This is a genomic window from Streptomyces sp. NPDC057565 (assembly GCF_042801455.1).
Lineage (GTDB): Bacteria > Actinomycetota > Actinomycetes > Streptomycetales > Streptomycetaceae > Streptomyces > Streptomyces yanii.
Genome location: NZ_JBHVFU010000007.1, coordinates 99,926 through 125,366 on the forward strand (window position 1 = coordinate 99,926; position 25,441 = coordinate 125,366).

Genomic DNA, 25,441 nt, shown 5'->3' on the forward strand with positions numbered 1-25,441 from the left:
CCCACGGCGGGAGCGGCGAAGGTCACATGCGGGAGGGGCGGGCGCGCGGTCGTTTCACCCTCCGTCGCCGGACGGGCCGGAAACGCCGATCGCCGGGCGGGCTCGCGATGAGCCCGCCCGGCGATCGGCGAGACGGCGCGGCCGCGGGCCGCACAACCTGGCCCGAATTCGACCTCGGGAAAACGCTCAGGCGGCTTCGGCCAGCGCGCGGACCAGCAGCGGCGCCACCTGTTCGACCTGCCAGCGCCGCGCCCCGTACGAGGTGAGCACGTCCTCGACCGCACCCGGCGTCGGACTCTTCGGCGGCTCCCAGCAGACGCGGCGCACCGTGTCCGGCGTGATCAGGTTCTCCTGCGGCATGTGCAGCCGCTCGGCGAGCTCCGACACCGCGGCGCGGGCCGCCGACAGCCGGGCGGCGGCCGCCGGGTCCTTGTCCGCCCAGGAACGCGGCGGCGGCGGGCCCGCGAGAGGCTGGCCCGGCTGAGGGAGCTCGGCTTCGGGCAGCGCCTTGGCCCGCTCGATGGCCGCCTGCCACTGCTCCAGCTGACGCCGTCCCATCCGGTGGCCGAAGCCGGGCAGGGCGGTCAGGGCCTGGACATTGGCCGGCAGCGAGAGGGCCGCTTCGACGATCGCCGCGTCGCCGAGCACCTTGCCGGGCGAGATGTCGCGGCGCTGCGCGACCTGGTCGCGGGCGTTCCACAGCTCCCGTACGACCGCCATCTGGCGGCGACGGCGCACCTTGTGCATGCCGGACGTGCGGCGCCACGGGTCCTTGCGCGGGGGAGCAGGGGGCGCCGCCGCGATCGCGTCGAACTCCTCCTGTGCCCACTCCAGCTTGCCCTGACGGTCGAGCTCCCCCTCCAGGGCGTTGCGCAGATCGATCAGCAGCTCGACATCGAGCGCGGCGTAGCGGAGCCAGGGATCGGGCAGCGGGCGGGTGGACCAGTCGACGGCGGAGTGCCCCTTCTCCAGCGCGTAGCCGAGCACGCTCTCGACCATCGCGCCGAGGCCGACCCGCGGGAATCCGGCAAGCCGCCCGGCGAGCTCCGTGTCGAAGAGCCCGGTGGGGGTCATCCCTATTTCGCGCAGGCAGGGCAGGTCCTGGGTGGCGGCGTGCAGGATCCACTCGCTGCCGTGCAGTGCTTCGCCGAGCGACGACAGGTCGGGGCAGCCGACCGGGTCGATCAGCGTGCTGCCCGCACCGTCACGGCGCAGCTGCACGAGATAGGCGCGCTGGCCGTAGCGGTAGCCGGAGGCGCGCTCGGCATCGACGGCGACGGGGCCGGTGCCCGCGGCGAAGGCCGCGACCACCCGGGCGAGGGCGTCGTCGGAGGCCACCACCGGGGGAATGCCCTCGCGAGGTTCGAGCAAGGGGATCGGCGCCGGGGCGACGTCGTCCGGGGGAGCGCCCCCGGTGGTTCGCAGTGAAGTGTCTGCTGCGGTCTCTTGGGCGTCGGTCACGTGTCAAGGGTATCTGTGTATGTACGGCGCCCGTCGACGGAACGTTCCGTCGACGGGCGCCGATGAATGTAAACCAGCCGGGTCCGTATCTCGGTACACGCCGGCCGGCGTGTGGGGGTCAGTGGATGATGCCCGTGCGCAGGGCTACGGCGACCATTCCGGCGCGGTCACCGGTGCCGAGCTTGCGGGCGATGCGGGCGAGGTGGCTCTTGACCGTCAGGGCGGAGAGCCCCATGGAGACGCCGATGGCCTTGTTGGACTGGCCCTCGGCAACCAGGCGGAGCACCTCCACCTCGCGGCCGGACAGTTCGCGGTAGCCGCCCGGGTGGCTCGGGGTGCCGGGGGGCCGGCGGTGCATACGGGCGGCATTGGCGCCGATGGGGGCGACGCCGGGTCGGGTCGGGTGGCCGATATTGGTGCGCGTGCCGGTGACGACATAGCCCTTCACGCCGCCCGCGAGGGCGTTGCGTACGGCGCCGATGTCATCGGCGGCCGAGAGGGCGAGGCCGTTCGGCCAGCCTGCGGCTCGGGTTTCGGACAACAGGGTCAGCCCGGAACCGTCGGGCAGATGGACGTCGGCAACACAGATGTCGCGCGGGTTGCCGACGCGGGGACGGGCCTCCGCGATGGACGACGCCTCGATGACGTCACGTACTCCGAGGGCCCACAGGTGGCGGGTGACGGTGGAACGGACGCGGGGGTCGGCCACGACGACCATGGCCGTCGGCTTGTTCGGGCGGTAGGCGACCAGGCTTGCGGGCTGCTCTAGGAGAACGGACACCAGGCCTCCTGGGGAGTGGCGGGACGGGCCGGCTCGGGGATGAAGCCGGGGCGAACCGTGCTTGAAGGGTCATTGACCTCTTCGGCAGCAGACCCGTCCTCCTTTAGAGGAAGATCACGATTTCATGCGTAACAATTCGGGCAAATCGGACGGGCTATCGATTGTACGAAAATAATGCCGACAACTGTGCGAAGCCTGTGACGCACCGTCACGGCCAGGAACCGCCGCCGGGACGAGCGGCACGGTCCGGTGCCGCGTGCTCCGGCGGCCGGGACGAGCGTGCGGGATCCGGGTTACGGCACCGATGGCGGGACGCTGCAGGCAGGAGGGGGTGTCCGCGGGTACGGCGGCGCGACCGGGCGTGCGGGACCGGGGGTGCGGATGTGGCGGCGGAACGGGGCGTGCGGGATCCGGCTGCGGAGCGATGGGCCTCGCCGACGTGAGAAGCCGGGGTGCCGAACCGGCGTGCTGGACCCCCTTCCGGCGGCCGACGCGCCGAACCTGCGTCCTGGATCCGGTGCCGGACCGGCGAGAAGGAAATCGGCACAACGGAATCCGTGCGATACGGAACCGGCGTACGCCGGATCCGCCTCCGCGTCCGGCCTGGTCACCCACATGGCGCATCCGGCCTACGCACCCACATGGCGCATCCGGCCCGCGCGCCCGGCCCGCGCATCCGGTCCGGGCCGTGGGGGCCGGCCCGTGGAGCCCGCCCGCGCAACCACCGCTACGGCGCCTGCGGCCCGCGCCGCTGGGGCAGTGTCACCACCGCCGCGTCGGCCGGTCCCGACGGCGGCAGACCGGCGATCTGGCACAGCAGATCTCCCCACGCCGCCAGGTGCGCCGCCGTGTCCGGCACCCCGCCACGCCCCTCGCGCGGCGTCCAGGACGCACGGATCTCGATCTGGGTGGCCGGGCGCCGCTCGGCCAGTGCCCCGAAGTAGTGGGAACCGGCGCGGGTGACCGTGCCACCCGCCTCCCCGAACAACAGACCCCGCGCCTCCAGCGCGCCGGTCAGCCAGGACCAGCACACCTCCGGCAGCAGCGGGTCGGACGCCATCTCCGGCTCCAGCTCGGCGCGTACCAGCGTCACCAGCCGGAATGTGCCCTGCCAGGCGTCATGCCCGGCCGGATCGTGCAGCAGCACGAGGCGGCCGTCGGCGAGATCGTCCTCGCCGTCGACGACCGCCGCCTCCACGGCGTATGCGTGCGGAGCGAGGCGCTGGGGCGGCCGGGTCGGCTCCACTTCCAGCTCGGGGCGGAGCCGCGCGGAGCGCAACGCTTCCACCGCCGACCGGAACGCGGGCGGGACGGAACTGCCCTCCGCACTGTCCTTGCCGTCAGCGCTGTCGCAATGTTCGGAAAATTGTCCCTGAGCCGGAGCCATGCGGGGAAGAGTAGGCGGAACCGGAGCCTCGTGCAGGGAGGGACACCCTGCGGGACTCGGCTGCTTACCGCTTCATGCGAAGATTCTGTGCGTGAGCGCCAACCACAGCCTTTCGGGCCAGCAGACGAAGACCTCCGCCACCCATGAGTCGGCATTCCTGAAGGCATGCCGCCGTGAGCCCGTGCCGCACACGCCGGTCTGGTTCATGCGTCAGGCGGGGCGCTCACTGCCCGAGTACCTGAAGGTGCGCGAGGGCATCGCGATGCTCGACTCCTGCATGATGCCGGAGCTGGTCACGGAGATCACGCTGCAGCCCGTACGCCGCCACAAGGTCGACGCGGCGATCTACTTCAGCGACATCGTCGTCCCCCTCAAGGCCATCGGGATCGACCTCGACATCAAGCCCGGCATCGGTCCGGTCATCGCGGACCCGATCCGTACCCGGGCCGACCTGGCCCGGCTGCGTGACCTCACGCCGGAGGACGTCCACTACGTCACCGAGGCCATCGGGATGCTCACCGCGGAACTCGGGTCGACGCCGCTCATCGGGTTCGCCGGTGCGCCGTTCACTCTTGCGAGCTACCTCGTGGAGGGCGGCCCGTCCCGCAGCCACGAGCGCACCAAGGCGATGATGTACGGCGAGCCGGAGCTCTGGGCCGAGCTGCTCGACCGGCTGGCCGAGATCACCGGTGCGTTCCTGAAGGTGCAGATCGAGGCGGGCGCCTCGGCCGTGCAGCTCTTCGACTCCTGGGTCGGCGCGCTCGCCCCCGCCGACTACCGTCGCTCCGTGATGCCGGCCTCCGCGAAGGTCTTCGACGCGGTTGCCCCGTACGGTGTCCCGCGCATTCACTTCGGTGTCGGCACCGGCGAACTGCTCGGGCTGATGGGCGAGGCGGGCGCGGACGTCGTCGGCGTCGACTGGCGGGTCCCGATGGACGAGGGCGCGCGCCGGGTCGGACCCGGCAAGGCGCTCCAGGGCAACCTCGACCCGGCGGTGCTGTTCGCGCCGACGGCGACGGTGGAGGCGAAGGCACGTGAGGTGCTGGACGCGGCCGCCGGTCTCGAGGGTCACATCTTCAACCTGGGGCACGGCGTGATGCCGACGACCGACCCGGACGCACTGACCCGGCTCGTCGAGTACGTCCACACGCAGACGGCCCGCTGAACCGGTCGCCGAAACGCACCCTGCTCGCCGTGAAACCCTCGGGTTCCGCGGTGAGCAGTGCGTTCGGGGGCGCTACGGGCCGTTGATGGGCGGGTCACCGGAGTTCACCCGGCAGAAGTCGGCACCGGCACCGCCGTCGACGGTGCCACCGTTGACGGCGACCTGCAGGAAGTCGCTCTGCGCGCCGCCCAGCACCTGCCTGCCGGGCGCCACGGAGCCGCTCACCGAGAGATGGTCGCTGCCGTCGTCCGTCGACCGAGTTGCCCGCGTCGACCGACGAGCACCGGATCGAGTCACTGCCGGCCGTGCCGTTCACGGTCGGGCCCGGAGTCGGCATGCCGTTGACCGTGCACGACGTCGCGGCGTGGGCGGGGGTGCTCATGATGAGCGGGGCGATGACGAGTGAGGCGGCGCAGCACGCGCGTGCAGAGTTTCGGATCATGTGATCGACTCAATTCAACGTGCTCGTTTCGTCGCAGCCGATGACCATGGTGATCGTCCGTCCGCCTGATGACGGCGAGTGCCCTACACACCCGCCGCGCGCACGGCCTGGACCGTCTTGCGTGCCGCCACCAGGACCGGGTCCCACACCGGCGAGAACGGCGGGGCGTATCCCAGGTCGAGCGCCGTCATCTGGTCCACGGTCATCCCCGCGGTGAGTGCGACCGCCGCGATGTCGACGCGCTTCGCCGCTCCTTCACGGCCCACGATCTGTACGCCGAGCAGCCGGCCCGTACGGTACTCCGCGAGCATCTTCACCGTCATCGGCTGAGCGCCCGGGTAGTAGCCCGCCCGCCCCGTCGACTCGATCGTCGCCGTGACGAACCGCAGCCCCACCGCGCGGGCGTCCTTCTCCCGCAGCCCCGTCCGGGCGATCTCCAGGTCGCAGACCTTGCTGACCGCCGTACCGACCACGCCCGGGAATGTCCCGTACCCGCCGCCCGCATTGGAGCCGATGATCTGGCCGTGCTTGTTGGCGTGGGTGCCCAGCGCGATATGCCGGGTGCGGCCCGCCACCAGGTCGAGAACCTCGACGCAGTCGCCGCCCGCCCAGATGTTGTCGTGCCCGACGACCCGCATCGACAGATCGGTGAGCAGACCGCCGTGCGGGCCGACCGGGAGGCCGGCCGCGCGGGCCAGCGTCGTCTCCGGTTCGACGCCGATGCCGAGCACCACCACGTCCGCCGGGTAGGTCCCCTCCTCCGTGGCGACCGCGGTGACCCGGCCGTCGGCACCAGTGATGATCTTGCTGACCCCGGCACGGTTCACGGTCGTGATGCCCAGACCGTCCATCGCGTCGTGGACCAGGCGCCCCATGTCGGGGTCGAGCGTCGCCATCGGCTGCTCCCCGCGGTTGAGGACCGTCACCTCGAAGCCGTGCTTCAGCAGCGCCTCCGCCATCTCGACACCGATGTAACCGGCGCCCACCACGACCGCGCGCCGGCCGGGCGCCCGGTCCAGGGAGTCCAGCAGCGCCTGGCCGTCGTCCAGGGTCTGCACCCCGTGCACCCCGGCCGCGTCCATGCCGGGCAGCGCGGGGCGCACCGGCCGGGCACCGGTCGCGATCACCAGCTTGTCGAAGCCGGCCCAGTACGTCTCGCCGGTCTCCCGGTCCAGCGCGCGCACCCGCTGCCCGGCGACATCGATCTCCGTCACCTCGGTGCGCATCCGCAGATCGATGGCGCGGGCCCGGTGCTCCTCGGGCGTACGGGCGATGAGGTCGTCCCGCTGCTCGACGTCCCCGCCGACCCAGTAGGGGATGCCGCAGGCGGAGTACGAGGTGAAGTGGCCGCGCTCGAAGGCGACGATGCCCATCTCGTCCGGCCCCTTGAGCCTGCGGGCCTGGGACGCGGCGGACATGCCCGCCGCGTCCCCACCGATGACCACCAGTCGCTCCGCTGCCATGCCGGGTCCCTTCGAGTGTCGAGTTCGAAGGGCCCACGCTACGGCCCTCAGGGAGCGGACGGAGTCTCCGGAGGCACGGGGGCGTGCTCGGGCGCCGCCGTCGGTACGGGGGCGTGCTCGGCCGCCCGGGGCGTGCCCCACCGGGTCGGCCGGGTGCGCACCAGCCGCCAGAGCAGCAGCAGCGCGGCCGCGGCCGCCAGGAACGGCGCCGCCGCACCCACCGCCATCGCGATCCACTTCACCATGGTCACGAACGCGTGCCAGCCGCCGCCGAGCGCGTCCACGAACCCCGGATCGTCGTCGTCCGCGCCCTGCGCAGCGGACTCCGGCTCGGTGAGGTCGAGGGTGATCGTCGCCAGGGTGGTGCGGTCCTTGAGCGACTCCTGCCGGGCGAGCAGCGACTCCAGCTCTGCCTGGCGATTGCTCAGTTCCCCTTCCAGGGCGACCACATCGGCAATCTTCTCGGCCCGGTCCATCAGTTTCCGGACCCGGGCGACGCTCGCCCGCTGGGTGGTGATCCGGCTCTCCACGTCGACGACCTGATCGGTGACGTCCTTGGCCTCCGATGTACGGGACAGCAGCTTTCCGCCGCCCGCCAGCTTCCGCAGCACGGCGTCGTACTCGGCCTGCGGCACCCGCAGCACCAGGTGCGACGTCTCGCGCAGGTCGTCGATCCGGTCGGTGGACTCGTTCGCCACCAGCCCGCCCGCGTCCTCCGTGACCGAACGGGCCGTCGCGGCCGCCTTGGGCACGCTCTTCACCTCCACGGAGAGCGAGGCCTTCCGGATGACATGGGTGGTGGTCAGCGCGGGGGACCCGGTCGACCGAGCCGGGCTGCCGTCGGTGGCACCCCGGTCCGACTCCCCGCCGGCGGAGTCGGCGCGCTCCGCAGGAGCTGCCGCCTTGTTGTCCGCGGAGTCCGCCATGCTCTTGCTGTCGGAGCTGTCGTCGGCGCCGCCGCAGCCGCTCAGCGCGAGCAGCGCGGCAAGTATCCCGGCGGCGAGCACCGCGCGCGGACGGCGGGTGGACGAACGGCTCGAATGACGCGCTCTCTGCATAACTGCTCCCCCTGGGCGGGTGGTTGATGGTGCCGGTTCGACGTGCGAGACGGGGGTGCGGGTTGCCCTTTACCGGTTTCGAAGCGGTCACGGTCAGGACTCGGAAGAGGTTTGAGAGAGTGGAGGCATGCAGCGTTCAACACACCGCGTGGACACAGGTACGGGTCATGTCGTCGTCATCGGCGGCGGCATCGCCGGACTCGCGGCCGCCCACCGGCTCATCGGCGCAGGACTGCGGGTCACACTCCTGGAGGCGACCGACCGGCTGGGCGGCAAGCTCATGACCGGTGAGATCGCCGGCACCCAGGTCGATCTGGGTGCGGAGTCGATGCTGGCCAGACGCCCCGAGGCGGTCGACCTGGCGCGCGCCGTCGGGCTCGGCGACCGGCTTCAGCCTCCCGCCACCGCCACCGCGTCGGTCTGGACGCGGGGCGATCTGCGGCCGATGCCCAAGGGACATGTGATGGGTGTCCCCGGCGACCCCGCAGTACTCAGTGGGGTGATCTCCCCGGAGGGCCTCGCCCGCATCGCGCAGGAACGGGACCTCACGCCGACCGCGGTCGGCGACGATGTCGCGGTCGGCGCGTATGTCGCCGACCGGCTGGGCCGCGAGGTCGTCGACCGGCTCGTGGAGCCCCTGCTCGGCGGCGTCTACGCGGGCGACGCCTACCGGATCTCGATGCGCGCCGCCGTGCCGCAGCTCTTCGAGGTGGTCCAGGAGGGCGGCTCGCTGCTCGACGGCGTGCAGCGCATCCAGCAGCAGGCCGCAGCCCGGCAGCAGACCGGCCCGGTCTTCCAGGGCATCGACGGCGGCGTCGGCACCCTGCCGGGCGCGGTTGCCGACGCCGTGCGCGCCGGAGGCGGCGAGATCCTCACCGCCACGCCCGTCCTGGGCCTGACCCGTACCGCCGACGGCTGGGACGTCCGCACCGACACCCGGGTGATCGCCGCCGACGGCATCGTGCTCGCCGCCCCCGCCTGGTCCGCGTCGACGCTGCTGGCCGCCGAGTCCCCGGCCGCCTCCGCCGAGCTCGCGGGCGTCGAGTACGCGTCGATGGCGCTGGTCACCCTGGCGTTCCGGCGCTCCGACGTGGCGGTCACGGGCGCCCTCGACGGGCGCTCCGGCTTCCTGGTGCCGCCCGTCGACGGCCGTACGATCAAGGCCTCCACCTTCTCCACCCACAAGTGGCAGTGGGTCGCCGACGCCGCCCCCGACCTGTTCATCCTGCGCACCTCGGTCGGCCGGTACGGTGAGGAGGACCATCTCCACCGCGAGGACACCGAACTCGTCGACGTCTCGCTGCGTGACCTCGCCGAAGCCACCGGACTCGGCGCGAAGCCGGTGGACACCGAGGTCACCCGGTGGATCGGCGGCCTGCCCCAGTATCCCGTCGGCCATCTGACCAGGGTCGCCCGGATCCGCGACGAGGTCGCCAAGCTGCCGGGCCTGCGGGTCTGCGGAGCGGTGTACGACGGGGTCGGCATCCCCGCCTGCATCGCCGGCGCCCACCGGGCCGCGGACGAGATCGTCGCGGACATCACAGGCGGGACCGCGGGAGAGATCCTTGCCACTGGGACCCTGGTTCAGGGCACACGGAGCGAGGCGGGACAATAGCCGTATGAGTGCGTCTGAGAAGATTCCGAACGCCGGTAAGAAGGCCAAGGACCTCAACGAGGTCATCCGCTACACGCTGTGGTCCGTCTTCAAGCTGCGCGATGTGCTGCCCGTCGACCGTGCCGGTTACGCCGACGAGGTCCAGGAGCTGTTCGACCAGCTCGCGGCCAAGGACATCACCGTCCGTGGCACCTACGACCTGTCCGGCCTGCGTGCCGACGCCGATGTCATGATCTGGTGGCACGCGGAGACGGCGGACGAGCTGCAGGAGGCGTACAACCTCTTCCGGCGCACCAAGCTGGGCCTGGCGCTGGAGCCGGTCTGGTCGAACATGGCGCTGCACCGCCCCGCCGAGTTCAACAAGTCGCACATCCCGGCGTTCCTCGCCGACGAGACGCCGCGCAACTACATCAGCGTGTACCCCTTCGTGCGCAGCTACGACTGGTACCTGCTGCCCGACGAGGACCGCCGCCGCATGCTCGCGGACCACGGCAAGATGGCCCGCGGCTACCCCGACGTCCGCGCCAACACCGTGGCCTCGTTCTCGCTCGGCGACTACGAGTGGATCCTCGCCTTCGAGGCCGACGAGCTGCACCGTATCGTCGACCTCATGCGTCATCTGCGGGCCTCCGAGGCGCGGATGCACGTCCGCGAGGAGGTTCCCTTCTACACGGGCCGCAGGAAGTCCGTCGCAGACCTGGTGGCCGGGCTCGCGTAGCGAGCGGGCTCCGACCACCCCAACCCGGAAGATCAGACGGCGGGCGCCGGCGCACGGCTGTGCGCTGCCTGCCGCTCCAGCGACACCGGGTTCGGCTTCGGGTTCGCCGAGGGCTCCGGCCTGCGGCGTTCCCGAGACCTGCGGGGAAGCGCACCGCCCTTCCCCGCAGGTCCCCGGCCCACCTCCGCGTGGGCCGTTCGCATGTTCCCGCGGGGGCACGACGGTCCGTGCCGCCCTGGGCCCGCTCGTACGCGTCGGCCGGATCCTTGCTGCCGAAGACGAGATGAGCCACGGATCGCCTGTGTGCCGAACCGTGGCGTGTCCGGTCCTGTCATCGCCTCTGTCCCCCCGGCCGGCCTGGCCCGCCCCGGTCCGGACGAAACAGAGCTGCCGTGTGACCGGCGCCACCGCAGGTCCTCGCGGGAAGACTTCGGATCCGCCCCCTGTACACGGCATCGGCCATTCGGAGATCCTCAGTGACTGTGACCGACAAGAAAAGCGATACAGCGTGGCCCGGGGGCATCAGCGCGATCACCCTGTTCGTCGAGGACCTGGACGCCACGAAACGTTTCTACCGGGAGGTCTTCGGGCTGCCGGTGACCTACGAGGACGACGACTCGGCCGTATTCGGCTTCGGGAACACCCTCATCAACCTGCTGAGGGCCCCTGCCGCGCACGAGCTGATCGAGCCCGCGCGCGTCGCGGCGGCCGACGCCGGATCCCGACTCCAGCTCACCCTCACCGTGGATGACGTGGACGCGATGTGCGAGGAGTTGGCCACGCGTGGTGTGACGCTGCTCAACGGACCGATGGACCGTCCCTGGGGCATACGGACCGCCAGCTTCCGCGACCCCGGCGGCCACATCTGGGAAATCGCCGAGTGACCGGGGGAGGTACCGGCGGACATCGAGCGCGAGGTGCTGTCCGCGGCCCCGGCGGGCCACCTCACCGGCCGGGGTGTTCGCGTCAGAGGTGAGGGTCCCGGTGTGCTGTGCGGCCGTCGCCCGTGAGCGCGGCCCGCAGAGCCGGATCGTCGACGGCGCCGACCCCTCGTACGGCGACCGCCGCCAGCACGTCACGGTCCGCGCCGCCCGCCGGGGCGGCGTACGAGTCCAGCAGCCGCTGTCCCGTGGGAGAGGCCCAGGAGTCCCACGGATGGATCTCCCACCGGGCGATGACCAGGCAGCCGAGCGTCAGGACGAGCGGCAGTCCGAACCAGACCCACTCGGTCGTCGACGGGCCGCCGTGACCTTGCTCCTGACCGGGCAGCAGCAGCGCCGCACCGGCCATCGCGACCTCCAGCAGCGCCGCGCCGCGCACCGTGCGTACCGCCGATGCGAGGTCCGTCCGTTCGCCGCCCGGCAGGGCCAGACCCGCGGCGACGAGCCGGTCGGCGAGGGCGCGCACGGTATCGGCTGCGGCGGTGGCCGCACGTATCGGAGGGATCAGCGACTGCCCCGCCGGCCCGATGGCACGGATCACCGTCCGTTCGACCTCGTCCCGGCCCTCCGGGTCGACGACCGTCGCCCACCCGGTGTGGGCGAGGAGCAGGCGCCTGCGCAGATGCATGGTGACGAGCGCGAGATCGGCGACCCGATGCGGGCCACCGGCCAGGAACGCCGTCTCGTACAGGGTCAGTTCGACATCACCGGGGTCCCGGGCCCGGTCGACGGCTGCGGCGGCGAGGCAGAGCCGGAGGCAGGAGAGAGCCGCCGCACCCGATGCGACCAGCAGCAACAGAACCCAGAGCATGTCCGAGTTCTATGCGAGGTGGGCGGGGGAGCGCCATGGCCTGTTCAATATTCGGAATTCGGAACCGCGTTGCGAGGTGCCGGTGTCAGGAACTGCTGCTGCAGCTCGACCCCCCGCAGCTGGATCCACTGCTGCTTGAACAACTGCTGCCGGAACAACCGGAGCCGCCCGACCCGCCGCAACTGGATCCGGAACTGCCGCCGCACCCGCTGCCTCCTCCGCAACTGCTGCCCCCGCCCGGCGAACCGCTGGAGCTCCCGCAGCCGGAGCCGGAACCGACCGAACCGGCGCACCACACCGTCGCGACGACGTGGTCGTTGCTGCCGGAGGAGGAGTGAGAGGGCGACATCGGCCGCATCCCGCCGACCGTCCGCATCCGTGCGGCCGCCGCCAACTGCGCCCGCAGTACGGGATCGGGCAGTGCGCGCAGCCCCAGATTCGCCACGAGGTGGGCGGGTTCGGCGCTGTAGGCATGAGCGGCGCGGTACTGCTCGGCGGCGCGCCGTCCCGCCTTGGTGATCCGGGCGCGGGCGACGCCCGCGCAGATCAGCCCGATCGGAAAGCCGACGAACAGGGCGGGGAACACCTTGACGATGAAGGGAAGGGAGAAGTCGAGCCCGTCGGACTCCGCCATGAACTGTGACACCGTCACCGCGAAGGAGACCGGGATGGCCAGTAGGCAGCCCAGCCCCTGGAACAGGCCCCAGCGGCGCCACTTCACGGTGGTCTCCGGTGCGGCCAGCAGTCCACGGGCCGCGAGTCCGTCACCGATCTCCTGCACCGCCGGGTGCCGCATCACCGCATCCCGCAGGGTGTGCAGCGCACCGCTGGGAGCGGCGGCGTGTTCCTGGAGAACGGCTCGCTCCACCGGGTCATGGGCGGCCGGCCGCCGGACGGAGACGATGCCGGGCCCGCCGACCGCCAGACGCCCGTCCGTCTGCATGGCGGCGAGTGCGGTGTCCACGACCCTGCCGGGCCCGCCGTTCAGGAATGCCACTTCGTAGAGGTCGTGGGCGAGGCCACCGGGGCCGCGCCGGGCGTTCGAGATACCCACGATCAGGAGGGTCGAGGAGACCGCGACGGCCAGCGTCACCAGCAGAGCGACGATGTTCATTCCGGTCACCTCCCGACGAGCGCGGCGCGGGCGGCCCGTACCAGCCGGGTCGTGCGGCGGGGCGGCCTGGCGGCCGCGCGGTCCTGCCACCAGGTGGTCAGCCGGCGCCGGGCGGCGTCGTCGGTGGGGCGCCCGGCGATCAGCAGCTGCTCGGCGAAGTCCATTGCGTCGCGCCGGTATCCGGCGGCCATGGGGCGGGTCCTGGCGTACGCGAGAAAGGCGCGCCGGTAGCCGGCCCCGAGGATTTCGGGCAGCTCGGGCGCCACCTTGGCGACGACATCGGCCCGCTTGGCGGCCAGCGCGCGGCTCTGGACACCGAGGCGGCGGTGGTCGAAGCCCTCGGGGGCGGGGGTGCCGGCGACGAGGGCGGAGAGCAGCGCGGTCTGGGCGACGGCGGCGCGGTCGCGGGCGGCATCGGTCGCGGGTGCGGGGGACGAAGTGGTGGGGTGCCCGGCGGTCCCGATCCGGGCGACACCGTCTCCGGACGTCCCGGCTCCCTGTTCCTGTCCGGGCCCCTTCCTCACTGCCGCGTCCAACGTGGCGCGGATCGCCGTCAGTTCGCCCTCCAGCTCCTGCGCGGGCGGGAAGTCGGCGTCGCGCTCCAGCAGTACGCCCGGCGGGTCGACCCGCGAGCGGAGTTCGGCGAGCACGTCGAGGACGGGCCGGGTCACCGGGTGGGCGTGCGTGTCGTGCCAGACGCCGTCCCTCTCGATGCCGCCCGCCACATGCACGTACGCGATCGCCTCCACCGGCAGCTCGTCGAGTGCCCTCGCGGGATCCTCGCCGCGGTTGACGTGGTTGGTGTGCAGGTTGGCCACGTCGATCAGCAGCCGGACCCCGGTGCGTGCGACCAGCTCCGCCAGGAACTGGCCCTCGGTCAGCTCCTCGCCCGGCCAGGCGATCAGCGCCGCGATGTTCTCCAGCGCCAGGGGCACCGGCAGCGAGTCCTGCGCGATCCGGACGTTCTCGCACAGGACGTCCAGCGCGTCCCAGGTCCGCGGCACGGGCAGCAGGTGGCCCGCTTCGAGCCCCGGCGACGCGGTGCGTGTTCCCCCGGCCCGTACGAAGGCGATGTGCTCCGTGACCAGCGGTGTGCCCAGCAGCGTGGCCCGCGCGGCAAGGTCCGCGAGCCGGCCGGGGTCGGGGCGGTCGGCCCCGCCGAGGCCCAGCGAGACGCCGTGCGGGACCACGGTCACGCCGCGGGCGCGGAGCCGTACCAGGGAGTCGGGCAGATGGTCGGTGCAGAGGTTCTCCGCGACCGCTTCCACCCAGTCGATCCCCGGCAGTGCCTCCACCGCATCCGCGATCTCCGGCCGCCAGCCGATGCCGATTCCCAGCTCCATGGTGTCCCCCTCCTCCATTGCGTGCAGGGGTGATGGCCCCGACGGGCAGCGCGCAATCCGAAGAGGGGGACGTTCAGAGCATGATTTGAGGTTCCGGACACAGCGGGACCGGCGTGTGGACCGGTACGCCGACCGGCGCGGTCCCGCTCAGGGCATCGGCATCGTGGACGGACGCGAGGTGAAGGACTGGTCCCCGGTCGGCTCCGCGGGCACCGGCAGCGGCAGCACCCTGCCCCCGGACGGCGCGGGGGGCCCGGTCGGGCTGGCCGTCGCCGCGCCCGCCGCTTCGCGGGCGATCGCGTCGAAGTCGACGAAGCCGGTGCCCTCCAGCATGGTGATGTGGTCGAGCACGGTCTGGTTGGCGTCGGTGGCCAGCTGACGGATCAGCGAATTGCGCGTGGTGTTCCGGACCTGGGCGATCAGCGCGAAGACCCTGCCGTGTGCGGCCCGCAGCAGATTGGCGAACTTCCGCTCGTAGTCCTCGCCGCTCGCCGCCGTCAGCTCGCGCAGCCATCCCTGCTGCTGTTCGTTCGGCTGGTTCGGCAGCTCCACCCCGAGCTTGGCGGCCACGTCCCGGGCCCGGCGGTCCAGATCCGTGTGCCCGACCACCAGATGATCCCCGGCGGCCTTGACCGCCTCGCTCGGCGCGCGCTGGATGGCCTGCTGCCCGGCGGGCAGTTCCCACAGGCCGGCCAGGCGCACCTTCACGAGGAAGTCCCGGTCGGTCGCGGAGAGCGGTCCCCACTGCGTCGCGACGGACGATGCGTTGAGATTGGCCTGACCGGTGCCGGAACGGTCGGCGTAGGACCAGACGGGGAAGGCGAGCGCGCCGAGCGTGGCGACAAGTGCCGCGATGATGACGGCAGTTCCGTTGATGCGTCGCAACAAGGTATCTCCCGGGCCGAGGCGTGACGGCGTCGAATCAACCGTCCGGTTCCAACGACCGGCGGCTGACTGGTCGTTCAAGATACTGGTCAGTAGTGCCGGTGACGGCAGTATCGGGAGATACGTATCGGCGCACCGAAGTGTTCAGCGGCGCAGTGCCGGATGGTCGGCGACCACCGTGCAGGATCCCGGGGCGATCTCCGTGAACCCGGCGTCACGTACCACCGGCAGTCCGCTCATGGTGAGTTCCGCCCAGAGGGTGGCGTCCGGGGTGGCGACGGAGAGCGGGAAGCCCGCCTCCCGCCACTCCTTGCGCTCCGTATCCGACAGCTCCCACCAGGCGAGCTGTGCGCCGTGCCCGGCCTGCGCCATCTCCTTGCCCGCGGACATGTCGAGATCCGGGTTCAGCCAGAGCACCGGGCCGGACGGGTCGGGTGCGGCGGGCGGCTCGGGGTCGTCCAGGTCCGTCCCCGACACCTGGAGCTTCGCCAGCTCCTTCGGCCAGCCGTCCAGCGGAACCGGCGGGAACACCCGCACCTCGGCGCTCTCGCCCGTGACCGTGATGCCGGGCAGCGCGGACGCCTTGCGCCACTCCGCGCCGCGCGCCCGCCGCACGACCTTGCGGATCCGGGCGTCCTGCCAGTCGCGCATCACCTGCGCCCACTCGCCCTCGCCGACCGACCGCTCGTCGGAGAGCATCACGAGGACGGCGCGGGCGGCGGTCCGCAGCGCGTCGGTGCGGGCCGGGGGGTCGGTCTTCTCGATGTGCACCACCAGCGGAAGCACGTACTGCGGTGCCTCGTCGCGACTGGTCGGCTCGGAGTGGAACGGGGAGTCCGAGGGGGCCGGGGCGCCGGACGGGGACTGGGGTGCGGAAATGTCGTTGCTGCTCACTCGTCCCAGTCTGCCAGTCGCCCGGGCCCGGCTCCTTGGCGGAATGAAACGGTCCGGGTGAGGATGCACCGCATGAAGAGCGATCTCTTTTCCAGCGAGAACATGGTCCAGCCGGCAACCGCCCCTGGGATGACCCTGCAGAACGCCAAATCCATCAAGTACGCCGTCAACGGCGAGATGCACGCCCGCCAGGGATCGATGATCGCCTTCCGGGGCAATCTCCAGTTCGAGCGCAAGGGTCAGGGCCTCGGCGGCATGCTGAAGCGCGCCGTCACCGGTGAGGGGCTGCCGCTGATGGCGGTCCGCGGGCAGGGCGAGGCGTGGTTCGCGCACGAGGCCGCCAACTGCTTCATCGTGGACATGGAGCAGGGCGACGTCCTCACCGTCAACGGCCGCAACGTCCTCTGTTTCGACCCCACCCTCGCGTACGAGATCAAGACGGTGAAGGGCGCCGGGATAGCCGGTGGCGGGCTCTTCAACAGCGTTTTCAGCGGTTACGGCAAGCTCGGCCTGATCTGCGAGGGCCACCCGATCGTGATCCCCGTCACGGCCCAGCAGCCGGTGTATGTCGACACGGACGCGGTCGTCGGCTGGAGCGCCCAGCTCAGCACCTCGCTGCACCGCTCGCAGAGCATCGGCTCGATGATCCGCGGTGGTTCCGGCGAGGCGGTCCAACTGATGCTGCAGGGCGAGGGGTTCGTGATCGTCCGGCCCAGCGAGCTCAAGCCCGAGAAGGCGTCGGCCAACTGAACCCGACAGGAGTGGGCCGACGGTACGGTCGCGGCGGACCATGGGTGCTGCGCGGGGTCGACCTCCAGCTGTCCGCGTGCACCCCGGTCGCGGCCTGCGCGGTGGCGGCGGTCGTCCGCAGGCTCACTTCACTGCGCGGATGAGTAGGCTCCTGGGTATGGACGAGCGCCTGGACGAGCCGTACTGCGAGACACCCGACACGAGGCCCGTGCCGGTGGATTCCGGTCCTCCGTACGCCGAATGCGTGCTGTGCCGGAAGCCGACCGAGTACCCGGAGTCGGTCAAGGGCATCACGCTCTGCCCGGTCTGCGAATGGCAGGAGGCACAGCGCACGGCCTGCTCCGGCTGACTTGAGCTCCTCTTGAACCCGGCCGCCGTCGCCGCGTGGCCGAGGCCGGCATCGACATCTGCGCCGGGACCCCGCGGTCCTCACCACCGAAGCGGTGAAGTCCTCCGGCGTGGTGATCACCGTGGGCGGCTGCGACATCGAGTGGTTCTGGGACCTCACCGGTCGTGGACGTCGTGCGGGACCGGCCCCGCCAGGACCGAGGCCACGTCCTGCCTCTGACCCACGCGCCGCGGGGGCGCATCCCGATCGGCCGGGCGAGACCGTCATCGGCGCCGGCGGCACCCTCACGGTCACCGTCGAGGATCTCTGCCGGGACGCAGTGGCCTGGCGGTGACCGGCGTCGTCGTCGACCCGGAGGTGGCACGGAAGTACCAGGTCACCGCGGCCGAGCGGCCGCACTTGCGCACCGCGGCCGGGGCCCGGTCGGTACGGGGGCGGCGGACCGCACCGCCCCCGTATCGCTCAACGCGTCAGCGCCAAGGGCCCGTCACCGCGAACGTCGTCCCCGGTTTGTAGCAGTTCACGAACATCGTCCCGCCGTCCGGCGCGAACGTGACCCCGGCGAACTCGCCCCACTCCGGATCCTCCGCGGTTCCGATGTTCTGCCGGCCGCGCGCCATCGCGTACACCTCGCCGTGCCGCGTCACGCCGAACACATGCTGGGCGCCGTTGCCGTCCTCGCACACCATCAGCCCGCCGTCGGACGTCAGACAGATGTTGTCGGGGGACTCACCGGGCAACTGCACGTCCGTACCCGGACCGAAGACGACCACCAGCGTGAGGCGGCGCCGCTTCGGCTCGTACCGCCACACCTGCCCGAAGTGGTCGGCCGCCGATCCTGCCGCACTCTGCGCAAAGCTGGAGACGAAGTAGACCGACGAGCCGCCCCAGTAGCAGCCCTCCAGCTTCTGGGCGTGCGTGATGCCCTTCGGGCCGAAGTCCTGGAACCGGATCGCCGTTGTGGCGGCCTGCGGATCCGGTACGGGGACCCACTCGATCCGGTCGAAGGTCGCACCGGTCTCCTGGATGACGGAGAGGTCGGGGACACCGGGCACCCGCATGGCCTGCAGTTCGCCGCCGGCCCGCAGTGAGCCGGTGCCGCCCAGCGGTTTCTCCGGAAGGAAGCGGTAGAAGAGTCCGAACGGCTTGTCGAAGGCATCCTCCGTCTCGTACACGATCCCGTTGTTCGGATCGATCGCGATCGCCTCGTGCTGGAAGCGGCCCATCGCGGTGAGCGGCACGGCTCCGGTGCGGCGCGGGTCGGCGCCGTCCACTTCGAAGATGAAGCCGTGGTCCTTGGTGTAGCCGTTGGTGCCGGCCCGGTCCTCGGTCTCCTCGCAGGTCAGCCAGGTGTTCCACGGGGTCCGGCCGCCCGCGCAGTTCACCGCCGTGCCGGCGATGGCCACGCGTTCACCGAGGACCGCGCCCCGGCTGTCGAGCTCCAGCGCCGTGCAGCCGCCCTTGCCCATCGGGTCGTAGGTGAGGCCGTCGACGGTCGGGACCGGGATCTTCGCGGTGGCCCGGTTCTCGTGGTTGCGGACGAGATGGACGCGGCCTCGGTGGCCGGTGAACGCCGCCATTCCGTCGTGGTTGCTGGGGACCCGGCCCTCGCCGGAGCGGAGCTGGTCGCCCTCCCGGGACAGAACCCGGTAGCGGAACCCCTGCGGCAGATCGAGCAGACCGTCGGGGTCGGGGACCAGTGGACCGTAGCCGCTGTGGCCACGGGCGGCCGCGGTGCCCGCGAAGAGTTCGGAGAAGGCCCCGGCGAAGGCGATCGAGACAGCGGTCGCACCGCTGCCGGCCAGGACCTGGCGTCGTGTTGCGAGTCGTCGAGATGCGGTTGATGACATGAGGCAACTCCCTGCTGGCGGACAGGAGAAGTGACCCGCATGTGTGTACCACGCGTTTCGTCGCGCGGGAACCACGCGGGTCACTGAGCCTCGTGTGTGTCACGGGTCCGCAGGGGCCCGTGGGATCACCTGCGGGGCCGCCCGTGCGGTCAGACGAGCGACGCGGTCAGCGTGATCGTCGTGCCCGTGAGGGCCTGGCTGACCGGGCAGTTCGTCTTGGCGTCCTCGGCGGCCTTGATGAAGCCCGCCTCGTCGAGACCGGGCACCTCGCCCTGCACGGTGAGGTGGATGCCGGTGATGCCGGTGCCGGGCTGGAAAGTGACCTCGGCCTGGGTGTTCAGCCGGGTCGGCGCGTTGCCGGCCGTGGTCAGACCGTTGGACAGGGCCATCGAGAAGCAGCTGGAGTGCGCCGCCGCGATGAGCTCCTCCGGGCTGGTCTTGCCGTTCGCCTTCTCCGCGCGCGACGGCCACGACACCGCGTAGTCCCCGATGCCGGAGGAGTCGAAGGTGACAACGCCCTCGCCCTCGATGAGGTTGCCTTCCCAGACCGTGTGTGCCTGACGCGTGGTTGCCATGCTGGATCCCTTCGGATGGGTGGAGTTACCGCACCCGAACCTACTGCGCCACCAGTCCCTTTGCGTCGCGCGCCAGCGCCGTCAGGCGGGAGATCGCCCGGAAGTACTTCTTCCGGTACCCCCCGTTCAGCATCTCGTCGCTGAACAGACGGTCGAACGGGAGTCCGGAGGCGAGCACCGGTATCTCCCGGTCGTACAGCCGGTCGGCGAGCACCACGAGCCGCAGTGCCGTCGACTGGTCCGGCACCGGCTGCACGTCGGTGAGGCAGACCGCGCGGATGCCGTCCGTCAGCGCGCCGTACCGGCTCGGATGGACGCGGGCGAGATGGTCGAGCAGCGACGGGAAGTCGTCCAGGCTGGCGCCCTCGGTGGCGTACGCGGCCCTCGTGACCTGCTCGTCGGAGTACGGCGCCGGTGCCTCGGGCAGTCCGCGGTGCCGGTAGTCCTCGCCGTCGATCCGCAGCGGCCGGAAGTGCGAGGACAGCCCCTGGATCTCCCGCAGGAAGTCGGCTGCGGCGAAGCGCCCCTCGCCGAGCTTGCCGGGCAGCGTGTTGGAGGTGGCGGCGAGTGCGACCCCCGCCTCGACCAGCCTGCTGAGCAGCGACGACACGAGAACGGTGTCACCCGGGTCGTCGAGCTCGAACTCGTCGATGCACAGGAGCCGGTGCCCGCTGAGCGTCTGTACGGTCTGCTGGAAGCCCAGCGCGCCCACCAGGTTGGTCAGCTCGACGAAGGTGCCGAACGCCTTCAGCGAAGGAGCGGCGGGTGTGGCGTGCCAGAGCGAGGCGAGGAGATGCGTCTTGCCGACGCCGTACCCGCCGTCGAGATAGACACCGCGCGGACCGGAGGCCGGTGCCGCCTTCCTGCCGAACCGCCACCACCCCTCCGAGGATCCGCTTCGCGCGCTCCCCTTCTTGCCCGCACCCGTCGCGTGGGCCCCGCCGAGCCCGTGCGCGAACTCGTCGAGAACCTTCACCGCGTCGGTCTGGCTGGGCTGGTCGGGATCGGGGATGTACGTGTCGAAGCGCACCGAGTCGAAGCGCGGCGGCGGCACCATCTCGGCGACCAGGCGGTCGGCGGGGACGTGCGGCTCAAGGGCGCACAGGGACAGCGGGGCCGTTTCGGCTATGGGGCTCTGCCCCGGCACGGCGGTGGATGACGACACAGCTCTCAAGCTTAAGCGCCATGCGAGACTGCACGGATGCGACGCCTCTTCCCTGTGACCGACCCGACACCGGCTGCCGAAGGAGGGGAGTGGAGTCTGGACGAGCTCGCCGACGCCTATGCGTACCCAGCAGGTGAAGGCTCCTGGCTGCGCGCCAACATGGTCTCCACACTCGACGGCGCCGCGCAGCACGACGGACGCTCGCAGCCGATCTCGTCCGACACGGACATGCGGATCTTCGGCACGCTGCGCGCGCTGGCCGATGTGGTCGTGGTGGGTGCGGAGACCGTACGGATGGAGGGGTACCGGCCCGCCAGGGCCCGGGACGCCTTCGCCGCGCGGCGGGCGGCGGCCGGGCAGGGACCCGCTCCGGCGATCGCCGTCGTCAGCGGGAGCCTGGACCTGGATTTCTCGCTCCCGCTCTTCGTCTCGCCGCTCGTTCCGACCCTCGTGGTCACCGGGGCCGGTGCGCCGCCGGACCGGGTCGCGGCGGCCCGGAGCGCGGGCGCCGAGGTGGTGATCGCGGGGGAGGGGGCCCGGGTGGACCCCACCCGGGTCGTGCGGGAGCTCGCGGACCGTGGGCTGAGGCGGCAGCTGGCGGAGGGCGGGCCCCGGCTGCTCGGTCAGTTCGTGGCCGCCGGGGTGCTGGACGAGCTCTGTCTCACCCTCTCGCCCATGCTGACCGCCGGGGACGCCCAGCGGATCACGGGCGGCCCCTCGGTGGCGGTACCGGAACGATTCGTCCTCGCTTCGATACTGGAAGAGGCCGGGTTCCTCTTCACTCGGTACCGTCGGATCTGACCATCGGCGGAATTTCCCGTTCCGGTTAGCTTCCGGTGGGCACAATTACTCACGCAGACCCCGTGCGAGCACGGGGAAGGATGGTTTCAGCAACGGCCGTCGAGGGTCGATGAGGCAGAAGGGCGCCCGAGGTGTTCACCAGCGTTTTGATGATCGAGAAGCCCCTTACTTCCGAGGACGTCGAGTTCGTCACCACCCTGCACGGGGAGGAAGAGACCTCGTTCGTCGTACTGATGCAGCCACGCGGAGACCAGGCCGACGTACTGCTGCGCGCCATCGACGACGTGGCGATCGGCGAGCTGAAGGAAGCCGCCCGCGAGCTCGAGGAGCCGGAGGGCAAGGACGCCAGGCAACCCGCCGAACTGGCACTCGAGGTATCGCTCGCCGCCCTGCGTCAGGCGGGCTCGGAGGCCGTCGGACAGGTGGTCGAGGACCGCCCCCTGGACAAGCTGAAGTCCGTCGTCGACGAGGCGGGGGCGGACGAGGTCATCGTGCTGACCGCCCCGCACTACGTGGAGGAGTTCTTCCACCGCGACTGGGCCTCCCGAGCCCGGCACAAGGTCGGCGTACCGGTGCTCAAGCTCTTCGCGCACAGCGAATAGGCTGGGGGGCCACTCACAACGACTTCTGGGGAGACACACGTATGGCACCCGGTATTCCTGCCGCCATGGAACGGCCGCACTTCATCGGCATCGGCGGCGCCGGGATGTCGGGCATCGCACAGATCCTCGCCCGGCGCGGCGCGAAGGTCGCGGGCAGCGACGCCAAGGAGTCCGGCACGGCGGAGGCACTGCGGGCGCTGGGGGCGACCGTCCACATCGGGCACGCCGCCGCCCATCTGGCGGACGACGCGTCCTGCGTGATCGTCTCCAGCGCCATCCGCGCCGACAACCCGGAGCTGGTGCGCGCCGCCGAGCTGTCGATCCCCGTCGTGCACCGCTCCGACGCGCTCGCCTCGCTGATGCGGGGCCTGCGCGCGATCGCCGTCGCGGGTACCCACGGCAAGACGACCACCACGTCGATGCTGGCCGTCGCCCTGTCCGAGCTGGGCCTCGACCCGTCGTACGCCATCGGGGGCGACCTCGCGGGCCCCGGCACGAACGCCAGGCACGGTGAGGGCGACATCTTCGTCGCCGAGGCCGACGAGAGCGACCGCAGCTTCCAGAAGTACGACCCCGAGGTCGCGATCGTCCTCAACGCCGAGCTGGACCACCACGCGAATTACGCCTCGATGGAGGAGATCTACGACTCCTTCGAGACGTTCGTCGGGAAGATCGTCCCCGGCGGCACCCTGGTCGTCTCCGCCGACCAGTCCGGCGCGGTCGAGCTGACGCGGCGGGTACGCGACCTGGCGTCGCTCAACATCGTCACGTACGGCGAGTCCGAGACGGCCGACGTACGGGTCCACAAGGTCACTCCGCGCGGTCTGACCAGCGAAGTCACGGTCGTCCTGAACGGCAGGTACCTCACCTTCACGGTGTCCGTCCCCGGCCGCCACTACGCCCTCAACGCGGTCGCCGCTCTCGTCGCCGGTGTCGCGCTGGGCATCCCGGCCCACAACCTGGCCTCCGCCCTCGGCACGTACACCGGCGTCAAGCGCCGCCTCCAGCTCAAGGGCGAGGCGGCGGGAGTCCAGGTCATCGACTCGTACGCACACCACCCGACCGAGATGACCGCCGACCTCGAAGCGATGCGCGGCGCCGCCGCCGACTCGCGCCTCCTGGTCGTCTTCCAGCCCCACCTCTTCTCCCGCACCCAGGAGCTCGGTACGGAGATGGGCCAGGCCCTCGCCCTCGCCGACGCCTCCGTGGTCCTGGACATCTACCCGGCCCGCGAGGACCCGATCCCGGGCATCACCAGCGCCCTGATCATCGACGCGGCGAAGGCGGCCGGCGCCGATGTCACCGCCGTCCACGACAAGGCGGCGGTCCCCGAGGTCATCGCGGGAATGGCGAAGCCCGGGGACCTGGTTCTCACCATGGGGGCGGGCGACGTCACAGACCTCGGCCCGCAGATCCTGGACCACCTGTCGAGCTGAGGGAGCCACCGTGTCGTACGACATCGAGAAGCCGGACGAGGAATGGCGCGCGGAGCTGACGCCCGCCGAGTACGCGGTCCTGCGCCAGGCCGGCACCGAACCGGCTTTCGTCGGTGAGTACACCGACACCAAGACGGCCGGCGTCTACTCCTGCCGGGCCTGTGGCGCCGAGCTGTTCCGCTCGGACACGAAGTTCGAGTCGCACTGCGGCTGGCCGTCCTTCTACGACCCGAAGGACACCGACGCGGTCGAACTGATCCAGGACCGCAGCCACGGCATGGTCCGCACCGAGGTCCGCTGCGCCCGCTGCGGCTCGCACCTGGGCCATGTCTTCGAGGGCGAGGGCTACCCCACGCCGACCGACCAGCGGTACTGCATCAACTCGATCTCGCTGCGCCTGGCACCGGACGAGGGCTAGGGGACCCGGAGACCCGCGTCCTGTCCGGTCGATCTTCGTGGAGCGGCCTGCGGCGTCCGGTGCGGTGCATCGCAGGGTGGAGGAGCGTCCTCGTACGGGGCGCGCATGGGCGACTGAGGACAACGCGGCGAGGTGCCGTGCCGGACGTCGCGGGGCCCACGAAGACCGGCCGGGTAGCGACCGGTCTCGACCTGGCTACTCACTGTGAGGCGACCGCTCCGGCCACGTGGCCGCGGGAAAATCCGAGCGTGACGAGCGTGACCCGTCAGCGAGCCCGGCGGGCGTTGAGCCGGGCGGCCTGGCGCGTCAGGTAATCGCGCTCGGCGAGGTTGGGTGCCTTGTGGGCCGCCTCGGCGTACAGCCGTGCCGCCGTCGCCAGGTCGCCGTCGCGCTCGTGGAGGTACGCCGCCACTGCGGCGTGGCGGGGCAGTGAGTCGTCCAGCGCCGCGAGCGCCGCCAGCCCGGCGCGCGGTCCGTCGGCCTCGCCGACGGCCACTGCGCGGTTGAGCCGGACGACCGGGCTGTCGGTCAGGCGCGCGAGCTCGTCGTACCACTCGACGATCTGCACCCAGTCGGTCTCCTCGGCGGTGGGCGCGTCGGCGTGGAGCGCCGCGATGGCGGCCTGGGCCTGGAACTCGCCCAGCCGGTCGCGGGCGAGGGCCGCCTGCAGGATGTCGACGCCCTCGGCGATCGATTCGGTGTCCCACCGGCCGCGGTCCTGCTCGGCGAGCGGCACCAGGCTGCCGTCGGGCGCGGTCCGGGTGGCGCGCCGGGCGTGGTGGAGCAGCATGAGGGCGAGCAGCCCCGCCACCTCGGGGTGGTCGATCGCGGCCGCGAGCTGCCGGGTGAGCCGGATGGACTCGGCGGCGAGGTCGACGTCGCCGGAGTAGCCCTCGTTGAAGACCAGGTAGAGGACGCGCAGCACGGTGGCGACGTTGCCGGGCCGGTCGAACCGCACGCCGGAGACGGTGCGCTTGGCACGGCTGATGCGCTGCGCCATGGTCGCCTCGGGCACCAGGTAGGCCTGGGCGATCTGGCGGGTGGTCAGTCCGCCGACGGCGCGCAGTGTGAGCGCGACCGCGGACGACGGCGTCAGTGACGGGTGGGCGCACAGGAAGTAGAGCTGGAGCGTGTCGTCCGCCGCGGGCGCGGGCCCGGGCGCCGGCTCCTCGTCGACGAGGTCCTCACGCCGGCGGCGGGCGGCGTCCGCCCGGGTCGCGTCGAGGAACCGGCGCCAGGCCACGGTGACCAGCCAGCCCTTTGGGTCCCGCGGCGGAGCGACCGGCCAGACGCGGACCGCCTCGACCAGCGCGTCCTGCACGGCGTCCTCGGCCGCCGCGAAGTCGGCTCCGCGGCGGACGAGGATCCCGAGCACGCTCGGCGTGAGGCTTCTCAGCAGGGCCTCGTTCACCTCGGA

General features: G+C 71.6%; 26 protein-coding genes. 11 read left to right on the forward strand and 15 right to left on the reverse strand.

Annotation, left to right across the window (positions count from 1 at the left end; genetic code table 11):
* Window positions 1-186: 186 nt before the first annotated feature.
* From ACFU8W_RS16970 to ACFU8W_RS16980, 3 genes are all read right to left on the reverse strand, one after another.
* Window positions 187-1,461 (reverse strand): ribonuclease D, encoded by a 1,275-nt coding sequence (locus ACFU8W_RS16970; protein ID WP_384037336.1) that lies wholly within the window; start codon window positions 1,459-1,461, stop codon window positions 187-189.
* A 118-nt stretch (window positions 1,462-1,579) separates the two neighbouring features.
* Window positions 1,580-2,242, reverse strand: a complete 663-nt coding sequence (locus tag ACFU8W_RS16975) for a response regulator transcription factor (protein WP_024488613.1) — start codon at window positions 2,240-2,242, stop codon at window positions 1,580-1,582.
* A gap of 727 nt (window positions 2,243-2,969) precedes the next feature.
* On the reverse strand, window positions 2,970-3,629 hold the full coding sequence (locus ACFU8W_RS16980) for a DUF3000 domain-containing protein (protein ID WP_345514081.1): 660 nt from the start codon (window positions 3,627-3,629) through the stop codon (window positions 2,970-2,972).
* Between the two features lie 91 nt (window positions 3,630-3,720).
* Here ACFU8W_RS16980 and hemE point away from each other — a divergent pair, with 91 nt between their 5' ends.
* Window positions 3,721-4,794, forward strand: a complete 1,074-nt coding sequence (gene hemE / locus ACFU8W_RS16985) for a uroporphyrinogen decarboxylase (protein ID WP_384037339.1) — start codon at window positions 3,721-3,723, stop codon at window positions 4,792-4,794.
* Between the two features lie 72 nt (window positions 4,795-4,866).
* Here hemE and ACFU8W_RS16990 read toward each other — a convergent pair whose 3' ends face one another.
* Complete coding sequence (locus tag ACFU8W_RS16990; protein ID WP_384037342.1) at window positions 4,867-5,019, reverse strand: hypothetical protein; 153 nt, start codon at window positions 5,017-5,019, stop codon at window positions 4,867-4,869.
* A gap of 35 nt (window positions 5,020-5,054) precedes the next feature.
* On the opposite strand from ACFU8W_RS16990, the gene ACFU8W_RS16995 reads away from it, so the two are divergent.
* On the forward strand, window positions 5,055-5,240 hold the full coding sequence (locus tag ACFU8W_RS16995; protein WP_384037345.1) for a hypothetical protein: 186 nt from the start codon (window positions 5,055-5,057) through the stop codon (window positions 5,238-5,240).
* Between the two features lie 79 nt (window positions 5,241-5,319).
* Here ACFU8W_RS16995 and ACFU8W_RS17000 read toward each other — a convergent pair whose 3' ends face one another.
* Window positions 5,320-6,699, reverse strand: coding sequence for an FAD-dependent oxidoreductase (locus ACFU8W_RS17000; RefSeq protein ID WP_384037348.1), 1,380 nt, complete (start codon window positions 6,697-6,699; stop codon window positions 5,320-5,322).
* A gap of 47 nt (window positions 6,700-6,746) precedes the next feature.
* Complete coding sequence (locus tag ACFU8W_RS17005) at window positions 6,747-7,757, reverse strand: DUF4349 domain-containing protein (protein WP_384037351.1); 1,011 nt, start codon at window positions 7,755-7,757, stop codon at window positions 6,747-6,749.
* Between the two features lie 127 nt (window positions 7,758-7,884).
* Between ACFU8W_RS17005 and hemG the strand changes: the two genes are divergently transcribed.
* The 3 genes from hemG to ACFU8W_RS17020 all read left to right on the forward strand — a co-directional run bounded on the left by hemG (window position 7,885) and on the right by ACFU8W_RS17020 (window position 10,974).
* A complete protein-coding gene (hemG, locus tag ACFU8W_RS17010) occupies window positions 7,885-9,372 on the forward strand; it encodes a protoporphyrinogen oxidase (RefSeq protein ID WP_384037354.1) in 1,488 nt (495 codons plus the stop codon).
* 4 nt (window positions 9,373-9,376) lie between these two features.
* On the forward strand, window positions 9,377-10,090 hold the full coding sequence (gene hemQ, locus ACFU8W_RS17015; RefSeq protein WP_345514075.1) for a hydrogen peroxide-dependent heme synthase: 714 nt from the start codon (window positions 9,377-9,379) through the stop codon (window positions 10,088-10,090).
* Between the two features lie 482 nt (window positions 10,091-10,572).
* Window positions 10,573-10,974, forward strand: coding sequence for a VOC family protein (locus ACFU8W_RS17020; RefSeq protein WP_384037357.1), 402 nt, complete (start codon window positions 10,573-10,575; stop codon window positions 10,972-10,974).
* An 82-nt stretch (window positions 10,975-11,056) separates the two neighbouring features.
* On the opposite strand, the gene ACFU8W_RS17025 is transcribed toward ACFU8W_RS17020, so the two are convergent.
* The 5 genes from ACFU8W_RS17025 to ACFU8W_RS17045 form a co-directional block, all read right to left on the reverse strand.
* Window positions 11,057-11,842 (reverse strand): TIGR04222 domain-containing membrane protein, encoded by a 786-nt coding sequence (locus ACFU8W_RS17025; protein WP_384037360.1) that lies wholly within the window; start codon window positions 11,840-11,842, stop codon window positions 11,057-11,059.
* A gap of 85 nt (window positions 11,843-11,927) precedes the next feature.
* Entirely contained in the window at window positions 11,928-12,956 is a 1,029-nt protein-coding gene (locus ACFU8W_RS17030) for a TIGR04222 domain-containing membrane protein (protein ID WP_384037363.1), read from the reverse strand.
* Between the two features lie 5 nt (window positions 12,957-12,961).
* Window positions 12,962-14,299: a DUF692 domain-containing protein gene (locus ACFU8W_RS17035; protein WP_384037366.1), complete on the reverse strand. Its 1,338-nt coding sequence runs from the start codon at window positions 14,297-14,299 to the stop codon at window positions 12,962-12,964.
* Between the two features lie 147 nt (window positions 14,300-14,446).
* A complete protein-coding gene (locus ACFU8W_RS17040) occupies window positions 14,447-15,184 on the reverse strand; it encodes a DUF4142 domain-containing protein (RefSeq protein WP_345514504.1) in 738 nt (245 codons plus the stop codon).
* Between the two features lie 144 nt (window positions 15,185-15,328).
* Window positions 15,329-16,078, reverse strand: coding sequence for a peptidyl-tRNA hydrolase (locus ACFU8W_RS17045; protein ID WP_384037369.1), 750 nt, complete (start codon window positions 16,076-16,078; stop codon window positions 15,329-15,331).
* A gap of 72 nt (window positions 16,079-16,150) precedes the next feature.
* On the opposite strand from ACFU8W_RS17045, the gene ACFU8W_RS17050 reads away from it, so the two are divergent.
* On the forward strand, window positions 16,151-16,828 hold the full coding sequence (locus tag ACFU8W_RS17050; RefSeq protein ID WP_326792857.1) for an AIM24 family protein: 678 nt from the start codon (window positions 16,151-16,153) through the stop codon (window positions 16,826-16,828).
* Between the two features lie 157 nt (window positions 16,829-16,985).
* The gene (locus tag ACFU8W_RS17055) at window positions 16,986-17,177 is read left to right on the forward strand and encodes a hypothetical protein (RefSeq protein WP_376335767.1); all 192 of its coding nucleotides are present in this window, start codon (window positions 16,986-16,988) and stop codon (window positions 17,175-17,177) included.
* Between the two features lie 470 nt (window positions 17,178-17,647).
* Here the strand turns inward: ACFU8W_RS17055 and ACFU8W_RS17060 are convergent, their stop codons facing one another.
* The 3 genes from ACFU8W_RS17060 to zapE form a co-directional block, all read right to left on the reverse strand.
* Window positions 17,648-19,027 carry an alkaline phosphatase PhoX gene (locus tag ACFU8W_RS17060; RefSeq protein WP_384037373.1) on the reverse strand — a complete coding sequence of 460 codons (1,380 nt, stop codon included), beginning with the start codon at window positions 19,025-19,027 and terminating at the stop codon, window positions 17,648-17,650.
* A gap of 149 nt (window positions 19,028-19,176) precedes the next feature.
* A complete protein-coding gene (locus ACFU8W_RS17065; protein WP_384037376.1) occupies window positions 19,177-19,602 on the reverse strand; it encodes an OsmC family protein in 426 nt (141 codons plus the stop codon).
* Window positions 19,603-19,642: 40 nt separating this feature from the next.
* A complete protein-coding gene (zapE, locus tag ACFU8W_RS17070) occupies window positions 19,643-20,767 on the reverse strand; it encodes a cell division protein ZapE (RefSeq protein ID WP_384037379.1) in 1,125 nt (374 codons plus the stop codon).
* 36 nt (window positions 20,768-20,803) lie between these two features.
* Between zapE and ACFU8W_RS17075 the strand changes: the two genes are divergently transcribed.
* From ACFU8W_RS17075 to msrB, 4 genes are all read left to right on the forward strand, one after another.
* Window positions 20,804-21,568 (forward strand): pyrimidine reductase family protein, encoded by a 765-nt coding sequence (locus ACFU8W_RS17075; RefSeq protein WP_345514062.1) that lies wholly within the window; start codon window positions 20,804-20,806, stop codon window positions 21,566-21,568.
* 149 nt (window positions 21,569-21,717) lie between these two features.
* Window positions 21,718-22,170: an indole-3-glycerol phosphate synthase gene (locus tag ACFU8W_RS17080; protein ID WP_384037383.1), complete on the forward strand. Its 453-nt coding sequence runs from the start codon at window positions 21,718-21,720 to the stop codon at window positions 22,168-22,170.
* A 41-nt stretch (window positions 22,171-22,211) separates the two neighbouring features.
* Complete coding sequence (gene murC / locus ACFU8W_RS17085) at window positions 22,212-23,606, forward strand: UDP-N-acetylmuramate--L-alanine ligase (RefSeq protein WP_384037386.1); 1,395 nt, start codon at window positions 22,212-22,214, stop codon at window positions 23,604-23,606.
* A 10-nt stretch (window positions 23,607-23,616) separates the two neighbouring features.
* Window positions 23,617-24,024: a peptide-methionine (R)-S-oxide reductase MsrB gene (gene msrB, locus ACFU8W_RS17090; RefSeq protein WP_266980215.1), complete on the forward strand. Its 408-nt coding sequence runs from the start codon at window positions 23,617-23,619 to the stop codon at window positions 24,022-24,024.
* Between the two features lie 265 nt (window positions 24,025-24,289).
* Here msrB and ACFU8W_RS17095 read toward each other — a convergent pair whose 3' ends face one another.
* The gene (locus ACFU8W_RS17095; RefSeq protein ID WP_384037813.1) at window positions 24,290-25,435 is read right to left on the reverse strand and encodes an RNA polymerase sigma factor; all 1,146 of its coding nucleotides are present in this window, start codon (window positions 25,433-25,435) and stop codon (window positions 24,290-24,292) included.
* Between the last annotated feature and the right edge of the window lie 6 nt (window positions 25,436-25,441).